This is a genomic window from Methylobacterium sp. FW306-05-D (genome assembly GCF_058782155.1).
This window is the reverse complement of sequence record NZ_JBYSXL010000043.1, coordinates 1-12998: the sequence shown is the minus strand read 5'-3', so window position 1 is coordinate 12998 and position 12998 is coordinate 1. Positions and strand designations below refer to the sequence as shown.

The window sequence follows — 12998 nt, the reverse complement described above, 5'->3', positions numbered from 1 at the left end:
GCCTGAAAGGACCACCCATGCACGCACTGATCCTCGGCGCCGCCGGCATGATCGGCCGGCGCCTGACCGACGCCCTGGCCGCAGCGGGCGAGGCCCGCGCCCTCACCCTGGTGGACGTGGTGGAGCCCACGGCGCCGGCGGGCTTCACCGGCTCCGTCGTCACGGCCGCCGCCGACCTCTCGATGCCGGGGGCGGCGGAGGCCGCCCTGATCGGCCGGCCGGACGTGATCTTCCACCTCGCCGCCATCGTCTCGGGGGAGGCCGAGGCCGACCTGGAGAAGGGCTACCGGGTCAATCTCGACGCCACCCGCCTGCTCCTCGACGCGATCCGGCAGGCCCACGCGGCGGAAGGCTACCGGCCGCGCGTGGTCTTCACCTCGTCGCTGGCCGTGTTCGGGCCGCCGCTGCCGGGTGTCATCCCCGACGACATGATCCTGACGCCGGCGACCTCCTACGGCACGCAGAAGGCGATGGGCGAACTGCTGCTCGCCGACTACAGCCGGCGCGGCTTCCTCGAGGGCATCGGCCTGCGCCTGCCCACCATCTGCGTGCGCCCGGGCAAGCCGAACAAGGCGGCGTCCGGGTTCTTCTCCGGCATCATCCGCGAGCCGCTGGCCGGCCAGGAGGCGATCCTGCCGGTGCCCGAGACCGTGCGCCACTGGTTCGCCAGCCCGCGCTCGGCCACCGAGTACCTCCTGCACGCCGCCCGCATCGACCTCGCCCCCCTGGGCCTGCGCCGCAGCCTGACCATGCCGGGCGTCTCGGCGACGGTGGCCGACGAGATCGAGGCCCTGCGCCGGGTCGGCGGCGACCAGGCGGTGGCACTGATCCGGCGCGTGCCGGACCCGGCGATCCAGGCCATCGTCGAGACCTGGCCGGAGGCCTTCGACACCCGCCGCGCCCTCGATCTCGGCTTCACGGGCGATGCGAGCTTCGACGCGCTGGTGGAGCTGCACATCGCCGAGACGCGGGCTTGAGCCGACGACGCGCGGCGGCGACGGCGCGCCCCTCTTTCAGTTGGCAAGGGCGCAGGGGTGGGGGTCAGTCGCCTGACCCTCACCCTGCGGAGGCCAGCGGAGCCACCCCCACCCTCGGTCCCTCCCCACAAGGGGGAGGGCGGCGCGCGACGCGCCGCCTGATCCCGCTCCCGAAGCGGGCGCTTCAGCCCCGCACCCGCCCCTCGATCGGGTAGGCCGGGTCGTTGTAGCCCGGCGTCGAGGGGTGGCCGGTGACGACGTGGGCGTCGACGAGGGCCTCGTCCTCGTCCGTGAAGGCGTAGCCCAGCGCGCCGAGATACTCGTCCCACTGCGCCTCCGTGCGCGGCCCGGCGATGACCGAGGTGACGGTGCGGTTGGCCAGGACCCAGTTCACCGCGAACTGCCCCGCCGTCAGGCCGCGCGCGGCGGCATGGGCCTGGAAGGTCCGGGCGATCACCAGGGATTCCGGACGCCACTCCGTCTGCATCATGCGGGTGTCCTGGCGGCCGGCGCGGGTGCCCTCGGGGGGCGGGGCGTCGGGGTCGTACTTGGCGGTGAGCACGCCGCGGGCCAGGGGCGAGTAGGGCACCACGCCGAGGCCGTAATGGGCGCAGGCGGGCAGGTGCTCGGTCTCGGGCATCCGGTTCAGGGCGTTGTAGTAGGGCTGGCTGACCACGGGCCGGTCGATTCCGAGGTCGTCGCATAGGCGGCAGATCTCCGCGACCCGCCAGGCCCGGTAGTTCGAGACGCCGAAATAGCGGATCTTGCCCTGGCGCACGAGGAGCGCGATGGCGCCGATGGTCTCGGCGAGCGGCGTGGTGTGGTCCTCCTTGTGGAGGTAGTAGATGTCGATGACGTCGGTGCCGAGCCGCCGGAGGCTGGCCTCGGCGGCGCGCAGCACGTGGGCGCGCGACAGGCCCCGGTCGTTGGCGCCCGGCCCCATCGGATTGGCGACCTTGGTGGCGAGCACCCAGGCCTCGCGGTCCCGGCGAAGCGCCCGGCCCACCACCTCCTCGGACCGACCCTCGTTGTAGACGTCGGCGGTGTCGAGGAAGTTGATGCCGGCGCCCCGGGCGCTGTCGATGATGCGGCCGGCGGTGGCCTCGTCGGTGGGGCCGCCGAACATCATGGTGCCGAGGCAGAGCGGCGAGACCTTGAGGCCCGAGCGGCCGAGATTGCGATACTGCATCGTGTGCGTTTCACTCCGTTGGGGCTGAGGCCCCGTCCCTGATCCATTGGACCACACCGTCGGTCCGGCGAAAATCCTCCAGCGCATGAACCTGCGCCTCGGGCAGGGCCGCGCGGGCCATCGTGGCGAGGGCGTGGCCGGGGCCGAGTTCGAGGACCCGCGTCGCCCCGAACTCCCGGATGCCCTCCAGGCAGGCGGCCCAATCGAGGGTCTGGCAGATCTGCGCGGCGAGCTTAGGCAGGCCCGCCTCCGGCCGGAACACCGCCGCCCCGTCGAGGCCGCTGAGAAGGCGCGGGGCCGGACGCGGCGGCGTCGCCAGCGGGGCGGCGTCGAGGTGCGCGCGGAAGGCCTCTGCGGCCGGCGCGAGCAGCGGCGTGTGCGAGGGAATGTAGACGGGCAGGCGGACGGCCCGGGCCGCGCCCGCCGCCAGGGCCTCCGCGCAGAGGGCGTCCAGGGCCGCGACGGGACCGCCCACCACCACGCCGTCGGCGGCGTTGCGGATCGCCGGATGGCACCCGTGCGCCTCGGCCATGGCGAAGGCCCGCGCGGCGGGCAGGCCGCGCAGGCCGGCGAGGCCGTAGCCGGGGCCGGCCGCCGCATCCATCGCCTCGGCGCGGGCGGCGGCGAGCGTCAGCACCGTCTCGGGCGCGAACAGGCCGGCGCAGCCGAAGGCCGCGAGATCGCCGATGCTGTAGCCCGTCACCACGACGCGCGCCGGGGCCGCCGCCCGAACCAGGGTCCAGGCGGCCAGGCCGGCGACGCAGCACAGGATCTGCCCGGTGCGATTGGCATGCAGGTCCGCCCCTGCGCGCACGAGGTCGCGCGGGTCCCGGCCGAGCAGGGGGGTGGCGGCCGCGAAGAGCCCCTGCGCCTCGGGGAGGTCGGCCGTGAGGTCGAACATCCCGGGATGCTGGCCGCCCTGGCCGGAGAGCAGGACCGCGAGGGTCATGACCGCTCCCAGGCGTCGACGAACAGCGTCATGGCCAGGAGGTCGGCCGCCCCGCCGGGGCTGAGGCGGCGGGCGACGAAGGCTCGGTGCAGCGCTTCCGCCCGCGCGAACCAGTCGTCCCGGGCGATCCCGCCCTCGGCGACGAAGCGGGCGGCTTCCCCCCGCGCGAACGCATACCCCTCCGGACCGCCGCGATGCAGGAGGTTGGTGTCTTCCAGTCGGGCGATGAGGGCGAGGCAGGCCTCCACCCGCGCGGCTTGCGGTACCCCGGGGCGGGCGGCGCGGCCACGGCGCAGGGCCGGCAGGCCGGTGGCGTAGAGGGTCGGAAATCCCGCCGCGGCCTCGGCCGGCGCGCCCCCGACCCCGTGCCGCCGCCGCACCCGCGCGCCCGGCGCGTGCAGCAGTTCGGGGCCGTCCAGGATGGCCTCGGCGTAGCGGACCCGGACATGGGCCCCGAGACTGCCGGCCGGGGGGCGAAGTCCGAGGGCGCCGGCGGCGGCGCTGAGGAGGCCGAGGCCGAAGATGGCGCCCCGGTGGGTGTTCACGCCGCCCGTGGCCGCCCGCATCGCCGCCTCCGCCGCCAGACCGATGCGGCGCAGCTGCGCCATCCCGGCCCCGGCGGCTCCCGCCGCGGCGAGTTCGCCGAAGAAGGGCTCCAGGGCGGACGCACTCGCCCGGAAGGTGTCCGCATCCATGTCGGAATGGCTGCCGCTGTCCAGGTGGCTGACGAGGCCGGGCTTGGGATAGCTGGCGAGTTCGCGGTGCAGGCAGCGCGCGGCGAGGCGGGCGATCCGATCCGCCTGCCGGGAGATCGGCACGGGGGCCCCGGTTTCCGGCAGGGCTGCGGGCCTCGGGAGGCTTGCGAGCATCGGCATCCCTCAGGCCGCCGGCAGCGGGGCGGCCAGGAGGCTCGGCACCGGCCGGAGTTCCAGCCGCTCGAGGCCCTTGGCCAGGACGGTGTCGCCCGGTCCGGCCGCGTGCAGCTCGCGCCAGTTCACCGCGAAGCCGTCGGCCAAATCGATCTCGCCGTCGAGGCGCATCGGCGCCCGCATCGCGATGTCGGCAAGGCCGTCGAGGAAGGCCGGGTCGACGGGGCCGGGCCAGACGAGGTCGAGGTCGGAGGTGGCTGAGAGGTAGAGCAGGCCCGTCAAGGCCTGCCAGAGCAGGCCGCCGAACACGTGGGGCACGCGGCGATGGGCGGCCCCGTGCGCCAGGAGCGTATCGAGGGTGGGTTGCCACGCGGCGGGCGCCACCCCGCGCGCTTCGGCCAGGGTCAGGCCCGGGCGCGGGCGCACCGCCTCGGGGGGGAGCGCGAGGCCGATGCGGCGCTTGCCGAGGGTCGGCGGCAGCGGCAGCCCGGCCGGGACCAGGGCGCCATCCTCGCCGGGCACGCGGCGGCGTACGATCACGGGCCAGCCGCGCGCGGCCCATTCGGCGAGATGCGGAATCCCGTCGAGATCCGGCCGCTGCGCCAGCAGCGGGCCCCAGGCGGCGGGCGCCACCGTGAGCAGGTCGTGGCGGGCGAGGTCAGGCACCCCGCGCCTCGCCCACCGCCATGCCCTGCGCCTCGCGCACCACGCGGGCGGCGATGTCGTGGGCGAGCGGGCGCCCGCCCCGCGCGAGGCCGAGCGCGTCGCGGGTGTCGACCGCCGGGCTGTCCGTGATCAGGGCGCCGACCTGGGGCCCCAGGGGCTTGTCGGGGTCGAGGGTCGCCTGCACGGCGCCGGCCTGGACCATGTTGTCGAGGCCGGGTGCGAAGACCGAGGTCGAGCGGGCCATGTCCTGCAGCGTCTCCAGGGGCAGCTTGGTGACGCGGGCCACGGAGGGGAGGTCCATCACGCTCGGATGGGCGCCGGGCAGGGCCGCGAGCACGCGGGTGGCCAGCGCCGTGGCGATGAAGGCGCCGGCCGCGCTGTGGCCGTAGAGCAGGCCGATGGTCGGGTGCCCTTGCGCGTCCGCCAGCAGGAGCGCCTTGGCGAGATGCGCCAGGTACTCGTTGAGGCCGAGGAGTTCGTCGCGCCGGCTCATGCGCTGGCTGTCGGAATCGATGAGGACGAGGATCGGCGTGCCGCCGCCCGCCCGCACCACGTCGAGGACGCGGCCCGCGAGGTGGCAGGCGCCCTCGATTCCGAGCGCCGTGGCGCCGTCGATGCCGACCACCGCGAGGCGCCCGCCGTTCAGGGGCCCGTCGCCGGCGATCAGGCCGTCCGCCACCGTGACGGCGTGGCCCGCCGGGAAGAGCGAGGCGAGGATGGCATCGAGGGATATCTGATCGGGCGGTGATTTACCGGGCATCGTGCGCGCCCTCCGGCAGGCTGTCGAGCAGGGCGTCGAAGCCCTCGGTGGTCAGGCCCGGGACGGCGTCGGGGTCGTTGACGCCGAGGCGGCTCCAGATCTCGGTGGCGTCGGTGCAATCGCCGAAGCGTTCCAGGCGGGCCTCGAGCCGGGCCTGCTCGGCCTCCAGGGTCGCGAGGTCGAAGGCCGGAGCCGTCGGGATCGCCGCCAGGGCGGCCGCGCGAAACGCCCCGACCGTGTCGGCCGCGAAGGCGTCGGCCGCGCCCAGGAGACGGCGATGCTTGCCGCCCATGGTGCGCCAGACGAGGGCCCGGTCGCGGGAATCGAACTCCTCGGCGCCCTTGTTGGTCTCGATCACCTCGGGGCCGGAGACGCTCAGGCGCCCGCCCTCGGAGATGACGAGGCGCGCGCAGGTGCCGGCGATGAGGCCGCCGCCGCCGTAGCAGCCGGCCCGCCCCCCAATGAGGCCGATGACGGGGATGCCGGCGGCACGCACCTGCGTGATCGCCCGCATGATCTCGGCGATGGCGGTCTCGCCCGCATTGGCCTCCTGCAGGCGCACGCCCCCGGTGTCGAACAGGATCAGCACGGCGGCGGGCTTCACGGCCAGCGCGGCCCGCAGCAGGCCGACGAGCTTGGCCCCGTGGATCTCGCCGAAGGCGCCCCCCATGAAGCGGCCCTCCTGGGCGGCGGCCAGGACGGCCCGGCCGTCGAGGCGCCCGCGCCCGACGATCATGCCGTCGTCGAAGGCGCGGGGCAGGGCGAAGAGCGGCAGGTGCGGGCTCATCATCCGCTGCTCGGGACCGATGAATTCCTCGAAGGTGTCCGCGTCGAGGAGGCCGGCGAGGCGGGCGCGGGCACTCGCCTCGTACCAGCTCTGGTCCAGGGGCGCGGCGGAGAGGGCGACCGGCTTCCAGTCCATCACGGCAGCTCCATCAGGCGGGCGCCCTGGGCGAGGCGCAGGGACACGGTGTCGGGGCGCGCCCCCCCGTCGTTGATGGTGATGGTCAAGCCCCCGGGCTGCCGACGGGTCACGAAATCGGCCACCACCGCGGCCCAGACGGCGCCGTAGCCCTTGATGGCGGTGTCGATCTCGAATGCGCAGGCGTCGGGCGCCAGGTTGCGCTCCAGCAGCACTTCGAGGTTGCCGGAAGCGACGACCCCGGTGATCGCGCGGGGTTTCGTGCCGGGGAGCGGGCGCGTGGTGGTGTGGCGGAAGCGAAGCGTCTCCATCGCGAAAAATCCCTCACCAGTTCCGGAACTTGGCCGGCGGCTCGTAGAGGCCGCCCGACCAGTGCACGAGGTCCTTGATCGAGCGCGCCGCGAGCAGCGAGCGGTCGGCGTCGAGGGGCTCGATGCCGAGATCCTCGGGGCGCCGGATGATCTTGCGCGCGCGCAACGCCTCGACCATCGCGGGGTCGCGGCCGCGGCCGACATCGGTGTAGCCGGCCACACCCCGGATCGCCTGCTCGCGCTCATCGAGCGTCCGGCACAGCAGCAGGTTGGCGATGCCCTCCTCGGTGACGATGTGGGTCACGTCGTCGGCGTAGACCATCACGGGGGCGAGTTCGAGGTTCAGCTTCCTGGCGAGTTCGAGGGCGTCGAGCCGCTCCACGAAGGCCGGCACCAGCTTGTCGCCGAAGGTCTCGACGAGCTGCACCACGAGTTTTCGCCCACGACGGAGCGCCGGGTCGCCGGTGCCGCCGGCCTCCTGCCCCGCCTTCATCCAGGTGTCGGAGGGGTGGCGCCGCCCATGCGGGTCCGAGCCCATGTTCGGCGCCCCGCCGAAGCCCGCGACCCGGTTCGTCGTGACGGTGGACGAATGCCCCTGAAGGTCGATCTGCAGGGTCGAGCCGATGAACAGGTCGCAGGCGTAGAGGCCCGCCGTCTGGCAGAAGGCCCGATTCGAGCGCAAGGACCCGTCGGAGCCCGTGAAGAACACGTCCGGCCGGGCGCGGATATACTTGTCCATGCCGACTTCCGATCCGAAGCAGTGGATCTGGCTGACCCAGCCGGATTCGATGGCCGGGATCAGGCTCGGATGCGGGTTGAGCGCCCAGTGGGTCGCGATTTTGCCCTTCAGGCCGAGGCGCTCGGCATAGGTCGGCAGCAGCAGCTCGATCGCCGCCGTGCCGAAGCCGATGCCGTGGTTGAGGCGGCGGATGCCGTATTCGGCGTAGATGCCCTTGATGGCCATCATGGCCATCAGGATCTGCGTCTCGGTCACGGCGCCGGGGTCGCGGGTGAAGAGCGGCTCGACGTAGAACGGCCTGTCGGCCTCGACCACGAAGTCGACCCGGTCGCCGGGGATGTCGACCCGGGGCACCCGGTCGACGATCTCATTGACCTGCGCCACCACCACACCGTTCTTGAAGGCGGTCGCCTCCACCACGGTGGGCGTGTCCTCGGTGTTGGGCCCCGTATAGAGATTGCCGTCCCGGTCGGCCGAGACGCCCGCGATCAGGGCCACGTTCGGCGTCAGGTCGACGAAGTAGCGGGCGAAGAGTTCGAGGTAGGTGTGCACCGCCCCGAGCTCGATCTGGCCGCCATAGAGCATCCGGGCGATGCGCCCGCCCTGGGGCCCCGAATACGAGTAGTCGAGCCGCTTCGCGATGCCCTGCTCGAAGATGTCGAGGTGCTCGGGCAGGACGATGCCCGACTGCACCATGTGCAGGTCGTGGACCCGGGCCGGGTCGCAGGCGGAGAGGCCCCGGGCGAGGCAATCGGCCTGCTTCTGGTTGTCACCCTCCAGGCAGACCCGGTCGCCGGGCTGGAGGATCGCCTCCAGGAGATCGACGACCCGGGCCGCGGGCACCACCTTGCCGTCGGCATGCGGCCGCGCCCGTGCGAGACGCGCCTCGCGGGCGGTGCGTTCCCGGCGCCAGTCCATCATCCGATCCGCTCCCTCGTCACGGCCTGCGTATACCGCTCAGCTTTGTCGGCCCCCGATGGAATGCGGGCCCCCGATTTCATGCCGTACCAGTATTCCAAATTGTGTTCCTGTCAATCACCTGTATACTGAAACCAATCAAAAACGAATCACGGAATACCCAGGAGGGACGCCCCATGCCCCATCTCGTCCGCAGCCCGTCGCCGGCACCGCGCGAGGCCGCCCGATGACCATCTTCGGCGTCGCGCTCCTCGCGCTCTGCACCCTGATCGGGGTGTTCCTCGGCGACCTGCTGGGCGTCGCCCTCGGGGTGAAGGCCAATGTCGGCGGGGTCGGCCTCGCCATGATCCTGCTCATCGCCGCCCGGTCCTGGCTTCTCGCCCGGGGCAAGCTCGGCGGCGGGATCAAGCTCGGGGTCGAGTTCTGGTCGACCATGTACATCCCCATCGTGGTGGCGATGGCCGCGCAGCAGAACGTGGTGGCGGCCGTGCGCGGCGGGCCCATCGTGCTCATCGCCGCCACGGTCTCGCTGCTGCTCTGCTTCGCCTGCGTCGCCCTGCTCGGGCGCTTCGGGCGGGGCGAACCGGCGGAGGACGCCCGGGTCCGACACGGCGGCCAGGTGATCGGCGGCGATCTCGACGACGATGCCCCGGCGCCCGTCGCGCCGCCCCGCTCCGTCCGGAAGGCGTGATCCCATGCTGCACATGATCCAGCACGTCTTCGTCGAGCAGAGCCTGGTGGCCGCCTTCGCAGTGGTGGGCGCCCTGATGCTGGTCTCGAACGTCGCCAGCCGTCGGCTCACCGGCGGCCGGGTCCACGGCTCGGCCATCGCCATCGTGCTGGGGCTGGTGCTCGCCTATGGTGCCGGGGTCTATACCGGCGGCCAGAAGGGCGTCGCCGACCTGCCGGTCTTCGCCGGCATCGGCCTGATGGGCGGGGCGATGCTGCGCGACTTCGCCATCGTGGCCACCGCCTTCGAGGTCGACGTGGTGGAGGCCCGCCGCGCCGGGCTCCTCGGCGTGCTGGCCCTGGGCCTCGGCACCGTGATCCCCTTCGTCGTCGGGGCGCTCACGGCGGTGGCCTTCGGCTACACCGACGCCGTCAGCATCACGACGATCGGCGCGGGGGCCGTGACCTACATCGTCGGGCCGGTGACGGGGGCGGCGCTCGGCGCGGATTCCGCCGTGATGGCGCTCTCCATCGCCACCGGCGTCACCAAGGCCGTGATGGTCATGGTCGGCACGCCCCTGGTGGCCAAGCTCATCGGCCTGGACAATCCCCGCTCGGCCATGGCCTTCGGCGGCCTGATGGGCACGGTGAGCGGCGTGGCCGGCGGGCTCGCCGCCACCGACCCGAAGCTGGTGCCCTACGGCGCGCTGACGGCGACCTTCCACACCGGAATCGGCTGTCTCGTCGGTCCGTCGCTGTTCTACCTCACGGTTCGGGCCATCGTGGGATGACGGACGGGGCGTCGCGCGTCCTGAGCAGGGAGCGGATGATGGACGGGGGCGGAATGGACGAGCAGGGGGCGGAGCGCGGGCTCCTGTCGGACCAGATCCGCAACGCGCTCACGGACGAGATCGCGGCCGGCCGCCTCGCCGCCGGCACCGCCCTCGACGAGCAGGATCTGGCCGACCGCTTCGGCGCCTCGCGCACCCCCGTGCGGGAGGCGCTGCGCCAGCTCGCCTTCAACGGGCTGGTGGAGCTGCGCCCGCGCCGGGGTGTCGTGGTCACGCGCATGACGCCTGAGCGGATCATGGACATGTTCGAGACCACCGCCGAGTTCGAGGCGATGTGCGTGCGGCTCGCCACCTACCGGATGACCCCCCTGGAGCGCAGCCACCTGATGGACCTGCATGCGCGCTCCGGCGACATGGTCGCGGCCGGCGACGTCGACGCCTACGATACCCTGAACCGCAGCTTCCACGAGGCGCTCTACGGCGCCACGCATAACGGTTTCCTCAAGGAGCAGGCGCTGGCGCTGCGCACCCGCCTCTCGGGCTTTCGCAGGACGCAGCTGCGCCACGGCGATCGCATCCACGGCTCGCGCGCGGAGCACGGAGCCATCCTGGCGGCGATCGCCGAGGGCGACGGCGAGGCGGCGGCCCGGCGTATGCGTGCCCACATGCTCAATGCGGCCAGCGCCCTGCGCCATTACATCGATGCCCATTCCGATGTGTGATGCAGCACACGCATAGGAGAGCGCTGGTCCAGCGAAAGAAATGCGCCAAGCGCATGCATCAGGTGCTGCCGCGCACACCGCTCCTGAAAGACCGGGCCTATATCGAGATCACGCCAAGGCAACGGCCCCCGGACATCTTGGACCTGATCCTCGATTGTTTGACGGAGACCGGGCTTGGACATCTGGATACCACGACCATGAAGACTCGTCTTGCTTTCGCCGCCGCTGCTCTGGCCCTGACCCTCGGCGCACCCGTCTCGTCCGCCCTGGCGCAGAGCTACAACGCCCCGGCCGGCATCCCCGCCGTGACCGCGCCCGGCAGCCGCGTCGTCGGTGCCTTCGACGACGTGACCACCGGCTCGATCACCCGCCGCGCGGACGATTCGGCCAAGGCCGGCAACGCCGAGCAGAACAACAAGCCCACCGCCAATTACGGCACCACCTCGGGCGGCCCGGCCTACTGAGGCCGGGAACGACCCAAACTGACGACGGCGGGGCGCGACCCCCCCCGTTTTCGTGTCTGGGGGCGCGCGTCAGCGCGCGAGATAGTCGGTCAGCGTCATCCCGAACAGGATCGCGACCCAGAAGAAGCCGAGGCCGGCGAACAGCCGCACCAGGGGCGACTCGTGGCGGACCTCCATCGACACCAGGACGATGATCGCCGCCATGGCGCCGACCACCGCGAGTTCGACGAGCCAGACCTGCTCGAAGGGCCGCGTCGCCCCGAGGCCGACATTCACGGCGAGCAGCGCCAGGAGCGCCAGGAAGGTGCGCACCGGCGTGCGCAGGCGGCTCCAGAGCAGGGCCCGGTCCTTCGCATCGAGGGCGGGACGAGGATTGCGCATCGCGACGTCTCTCTACCGGTTGACCACGTAGAGGACCGGGAAGGCGATGATCCAGATCAGGTCGATGAAGTGCCAGTACAGGCCGTAGACCTCGATCCAGTTCTGGTGTCGCTGCAGGAAGCCCGGCCGCGATGCCTTCCAGGTGAGCCCGACGAGGATGGCGATCCCGGTGAACAGGTGGACCGCATGGAGCGCGGTCGCCACCTTCAGGACGGCGCCGGAGAGGAGGGCGAGGCGCAGGAGCGCATCGGCACCGGGGGCGAAGAGCTGCGCCATCAGGCGCGACGCCCGCCGGGCGTCAGGGCCGAATGCGGCATGTCACGGGGTCGTCTCATCCGCTCTCATACCTCCCGGTCCGCCTGGGACAACCGTGATCCGACGGCTACGGTTCAGTCCGGCGCTTCATCCCGCGGGCTTCGAACCTTGTCCGAGCCGGCCTCGCGACGATCGGGCGGAACACCGGCCATTCCGGAGCGCGTTGCCCGAGGAGCAGGAGCGGGGCGACCCAAGATTTCGCGACCGGCCCCTGACCCGTGCGGCGCCACGCCGGGCTGCGCAGCGGCCGAGGATCGGGCATGAGGATCGGGCATGAGGGGGACCATGCGACATCGCGGCCGCAGGCGCACGATCCGGACGAGGCACCGCTGGCCGGCGGCCCTCCTTCTCGGCCTCTCGGCATCCGCGACGCTGCCCGGAGCGGGGTTGGCGCGCCTGGCCCAGGCCGATCTGTCGCGCGTCGTCGTCACGCCGGCCCCGGAGGCCCGTCTCCCCCTCGGGCTTGCCTTCACGGACGCGCGGAGCGGACCGACCACGCTGGCCAGGGCCCTCGGCGAACGGACGGCCCTCCTGCTGCCGGTGGACTACACCTGCGCCAATGTCTGCGACCCGATGCTGGCGATGACCGGCGCGGCCCTCGCGGCGACCGGACTCGTGCCGGGGCGCGACGTCAGCTTCGTTCTGGTGGGGCTCGATCCGCGGGACGACGTCGCGGCGGCCCGGCGGATGCTGCACGACGAAGGGGGCGGAGCCTCGGCGGCGCGGGCCCTCGTCGGCACGGCACCGGCCATCGACGCCCTCACGGCGGCGCTCGGATACCGCTTCGTCGTCGACCGGGACACCGACAGCATCGCGCATCCGGCCGCCGTGATCCTGCTGACGCCCGAGGGCCGCGTCGCCCGCATCCTGTCGCCCCTGGCGCTCAACGGCCGCGACCTGCGCCTCGCCCTGATCGAGGCGGGGCAGGGGCGGGGGAGCACCCTGGCCGACCGGCTCACCCTGCTCTGCTACGGCTACGACGCCGTGCGGGGCGTCTACACGCCCCTGATCGAGCGCATCCTCAGCCTCGCCGGGGCCGCGACGGTGCTGGCGATCGGCCTCGGCGTGTTCGCGCTGCACCGGCGCAGCCGGAGGCCGGTCGGCCCCTGAACGCGACGAGCCCGCCGCGCTTGGGGCGCGACGGGCTCGTGTCGTAGGTTTGGTTGCGGGGACAGGATTTGAACCTGTGACCTTCAGGTTATGAGCCTGACGAGCTACCGGGCTGCTCCACCCCGCGCCACCTGTGATCGTTTGAGGGAATGGCTCGTGTGTTGAGCGTGTCTTGTTCTGTGCAGGTCTGGCGGCGACCGACTCTCCCGTGTCTTGAGACACAGTACCATGGGCGCTGGTGCGTTT

16 protein-coding genes and 1 tRNA gene are annotated in these 12998 nt (G+C 72.7%); 6 read left to right on the top strand and 11 right to left on the bottom strand.

The window, feature by feature from the left end; all coding sequences use genetic code 11:
* Positions 1–17 precede the first annotated feature (17 nt).
* A complete protein-coding gene (gene denD, locus AC3WLN_RS15185; protein ID WP_492482540.1) occupies positions 18–977 on the top strand; it encodes a D-erythronate dehydrogenase in 960 nt (319 codons plus the stop codon).
* 184 nt (positions 978–1161) lie between these two features.
* On the opposite strand, the gene AC3WLN_RS15180 is transcribed toward denD, so the two are convergent.
* Genes AC3WLN_RS15180 through mdcA form a run of 8 tightly spaced genes read right to left on the bottom strand, consistent with a single transcriptional unit; the run spans position 1162 to position 8303 of the window.
* A complete protein-coding gene (locus AC3WLN_RS15180; protein WP_492482538.1) occupies positions 1162–2166 on the bottom strand; it encodes an aldo/keto reductase in 1005 nt (334 codons plus the stop codon).
* Between the two features lie 10 nt (positions 2167–2176).
* Positions 2177–3115 carry an acyltransferase domain-containing protein gene (locus AC3WLN_RS15175; RefSeq protein ID WP_492482536.1) on the bottom strand — a complete coding sequence of 313 codons (939 nt, stop codon included), beginning with the start codon at positions 3113–3115 and terminating at the stop codon, positions 2177–2179.
* Positions 3112–3984 carry a triphosphoribosyl-dephospho-CoA synthase MdcB gene (gene mdcB, locus AC3WLN_RS15170; protein ID WP_492482534.1) on the bottom strand — a complete coding sequence of 291 codons (873 nt, stop codon included), beginning with the start codon at positions 3982–3984 and terminating at the stop codon, positions 3112–3114. The genes AC3WLN_RS15175 and mdcB overlap by 4 nt, the downstream gene beginning before the upstream one ends.
* A 9-nt stretch (positions 3985–3993) precedes the next feature.
* Positions 3994–4650 carry a malonate decarboxylase holo-[acyl-carrier-protein] synthase gene (mdcG, locus tag AC3WLN_RS15165; RefSeq protein ID WP_492482532.1) on the bottom strand — a complete coding sequence of 219 codons (657 nt, stop codon included), beginning with the start codon at positions 4648–4650 and terminating at the stop codon, positions 3994–3996.
* Entirely contained in the window at positions 4643–5383 is a 741-nt protein-coding gene (mdcE, locus tag AC3WLN_RS15160; RefSeq protein WP_492482597.1) for a biotin-independent malonate decarboxylase subunit gamma, read from the bottom strand. The genes mdcG and mdcE overlap by 8 nt, the downstream gene beginning before the upstream one ends.
* 16 nt (positions 5384–5399) lie before the next feature.
* Positions 5400–6332, bottom strand: coding sequence for a biotin-independent malonate decarboxylase subunit beta (locus AC3WLN_RS15155; RefSeq protein WP_492482530.1), 933 nt, complete (start codon positions 6330–6332; stop codon positions 5400–5402).
* Positions 6332–6643: a malonate decarboxylase acyl carrier protein gene (gene mdcC / locus AC3WLN_RS15150; RefSeq protein WP_492482528.1), complete on the bottom strand. Its 312-nt coding sequence runs from the start codon at positions 6641–6643 to the stop codon at positions 6332–6334. The genes AC3WLN_RS15155 and mdcC overlap by 1 nt, the downstream gene beginning before the upstream one ends.
* Before the next feature lie 13 nt (positions 6644–6656).
* Entirely contained in the window at positions 6657–8303 is a 1647-nt protein-coding gene (gene mdcA, locus AC3WLN_RS15145; protein ID WP_492482526.1) for a malonate decarboxylase subunit alpha, read from the bottom strand.
* A 223-nt stretch (positions 8304–8526) separates the two neighbouring features.
* Between mdcA and madL the strand changes: the two genes are divergently transcribed.
* The 4 genes from madL (at position 8527) to AC3WLN_RS15125 (ending at position 10946) form a co-directional block, all read left to right on the top strand.
* Entirely contained in the window at positions 8527–8991 is a 465-nt protein-coding gene (madL, locus tag AC3WLN_RS15140; RefSeq protein ID WP_492482524.1) for a malonate transporter subunit MadL, read from the top strand.
* A 4-nt stretch (positions 8992–8995) separates the two neighbouring features.
* Entirely contained in the window at positions 8996–9760 is a 765-nt protein-coding gene (gene madM / locus AC3WLN_RS15135; RefSeq protein ID WP_492482522.1) for a malonate transporter subunit MadM, read from the top strand.
* Between the two features lie 35 nt (positions 9761–9795).
* Complete coding sequence (locus AC3WLN_RS15130; protein ID WP_492482521.1) at positions 9796–10482, top strand: GntR family transcriptional regulator; 687 nt, start codon at positions 9796–9798, stop codon at positions 10480–10482.
* A gap of 197 nt (positions 10483–10679) precedes the next feature.
* Positions 10680–10946 carry a hypothetical protein gene (locus tag AC3WLN_RS15125; RefSeq protein ID WP_108040381.1) on the top strand — a complete coding sequence of 89 codons (267 nt, stop codon included), beginning with the start codon at positions 10680–10682 and terminating at the stop codon, positions 10944–10946.
* Positions 10947–11015: 69 nt separating this feature from the next.
* Here AC3WLN_RS15125 and AC3WLN_RS15120 read toward each other — a convergent pair whose 3' ends face one another.
* Positions 11016–11327, bottom strand: a complete 312-nt coding sequence (locus tag AC3WLN_RS15120; protein ID WP_492482518.1) for a cytochrome C oxidase subunit IV family protein — start codon at positions 11325–11327, stop codon at positions 11016–11018.
* A 12-nt stretch (positions 11328–11339) separates the two neighbouring features.
* On the bottom strand, positions 11340–11603 hold the full coding sequence (locus tag AC3WLN_RS15115; protein WP_492482516.1) for a cytochrome c oxidase subunit 3: 264 nt from the start codon (positions 11601–11603) through the stop codon (positions 11340–11342).
* A 312-nt stretch (positions 11604–11915) separates the two neighbouring features.
* Here AC3WLN_RS15115 and AC3WLN_RS15110 point away from each other — a divergent pair, with 312 nt between their 5' ends.
* Positions 11916–12752 (top strand): SCO family protein, encoded by an 837-nt coding sequence (locus AC3WLN_RS15110; protein ID WP_492482514.1) that lies wholly within the window; start codon positions 11916–11918, stop codon positions 12750–12752.
* A gap of 50 nt (positions 12753–12802) precedes the next feature.
* On the opposite strand, the gene AC3WLN_RS15105 is transcribed toward AC3WLN_RS15110, so the two are convergent.
* Positions 12803–12879 (bottom strand) — tRNA-Met (locus AC3WLN_RS15105).
* Positions 12880–12998 lie beyond the last annotated feature (119 nt).

What these genes read in the sequence shown, in the direction of transcription:
- madM (WP_492482522.1), top strand. Translation starts at nt 8,996, where the DNA reads ATGCTGCACATGATCCAGCACGTCTTCGTCGAGCAGAGCCTGGTGGCC.
- AC3WLN_RS15115 (WP_492482516.1), bottom strand. Translation starts at nt 11,603, where the DNA reads ATGGCGCAGCTCTTCGCCCCCGGTGCCGATGCGCTCCTGCGCCTCGCC.
- AC3WLN_RS15125 (WP_108040381.1), top strand. Translation starts at nt 10,680, where the DNA reads ATGAAGACTCGTCTTGCTTTCGCCGCCGCTGCTCTGGCCCTGACCCTC.
- AC3WLN_RS15110 (WP_492482514.1), top strand. Translation starts at nt 11,916, where the DNA reads ATGAGGGGGACCATGCGACATCGCGGCCGCAGGCGCACGATCCGGACG.
- madL (WP_492482524.1), top strand. Translation starts at nt 8,527, where the DNA reads ATGACCATCTTCGGCGTCGCGCTCCTCGCGCTCTGCACCCTGATCGGG.
- mdcA (WP_492482526.1), bottom strand. Translation starts at nt 8,303, where the DNA reads ATGATGGACTGGCGCCGGGAACGCACCGCCCGCGAGGCGCGTCTCGCA.
- mdcC (WP_492482528.1), bottom strand. Translation starts at nt 6,643, where the DNA reads ATGGAGACGCTTCGCTTCCGCCACACCACCACGCGCCCGCTCCCCGGC.
- AC3WLN_RS15120 (WP_492482518.1), bottom strand. Translation starts at nt 11,327, where the DNA reads ATGCGCAATCCTCGTCCCGCCCTCGATGCGAAGGACCGGGCCCTGCTC.
- AC3WLN_RS15130 (WP_492482521.1), top strand. Translation starts at nt 9,796, where the DNA reads ATGATGGACGGGGGCGGAATGGACGAGCAGGGGGCGGAGCGCGGGCTC.
- AC3WLN_RS15175 (WP_492482536.1), bottom strand. Translation starts at nt 3,115, where the DNA reads ATGACCCTCGCGGTCCTGCTCTCCGGCCAGGGCGGCCAGCATCCCGGG.
- AC3WLN_RS15180 (WP_492482538.1), bottom strand. Translation starts at nt 2,166, where the DNA reads ATGCAGTATCGCAATCTCGGCCGCTCGGGCCTCAAGGTCTCGCCGCTC.
- denD (WP_492482540.1), top strand. Translation starts at nt 18, where the DNA reads ATGCACGCACTGATCCTCGGCGCCGCCGGCATGATCGGCCGGCGCCTG.
- AC3WLN_RS15155 (WP_492482530.1), bottom strand. Translation starts at nt 6,332, where the DNA reads ATGGACTGGAAGCCGGTCGCCCTCTCCGCCGCGCCCCTGGACCAGAGC.
- mdcB (WP_492482534.1), bottom strand. Translation starts at nt 3,984, where the DNA reads ATGCTCGCAAGCCTCCCGAGGCCCGCAGCCCTGCCGGAAACCGGGGCC.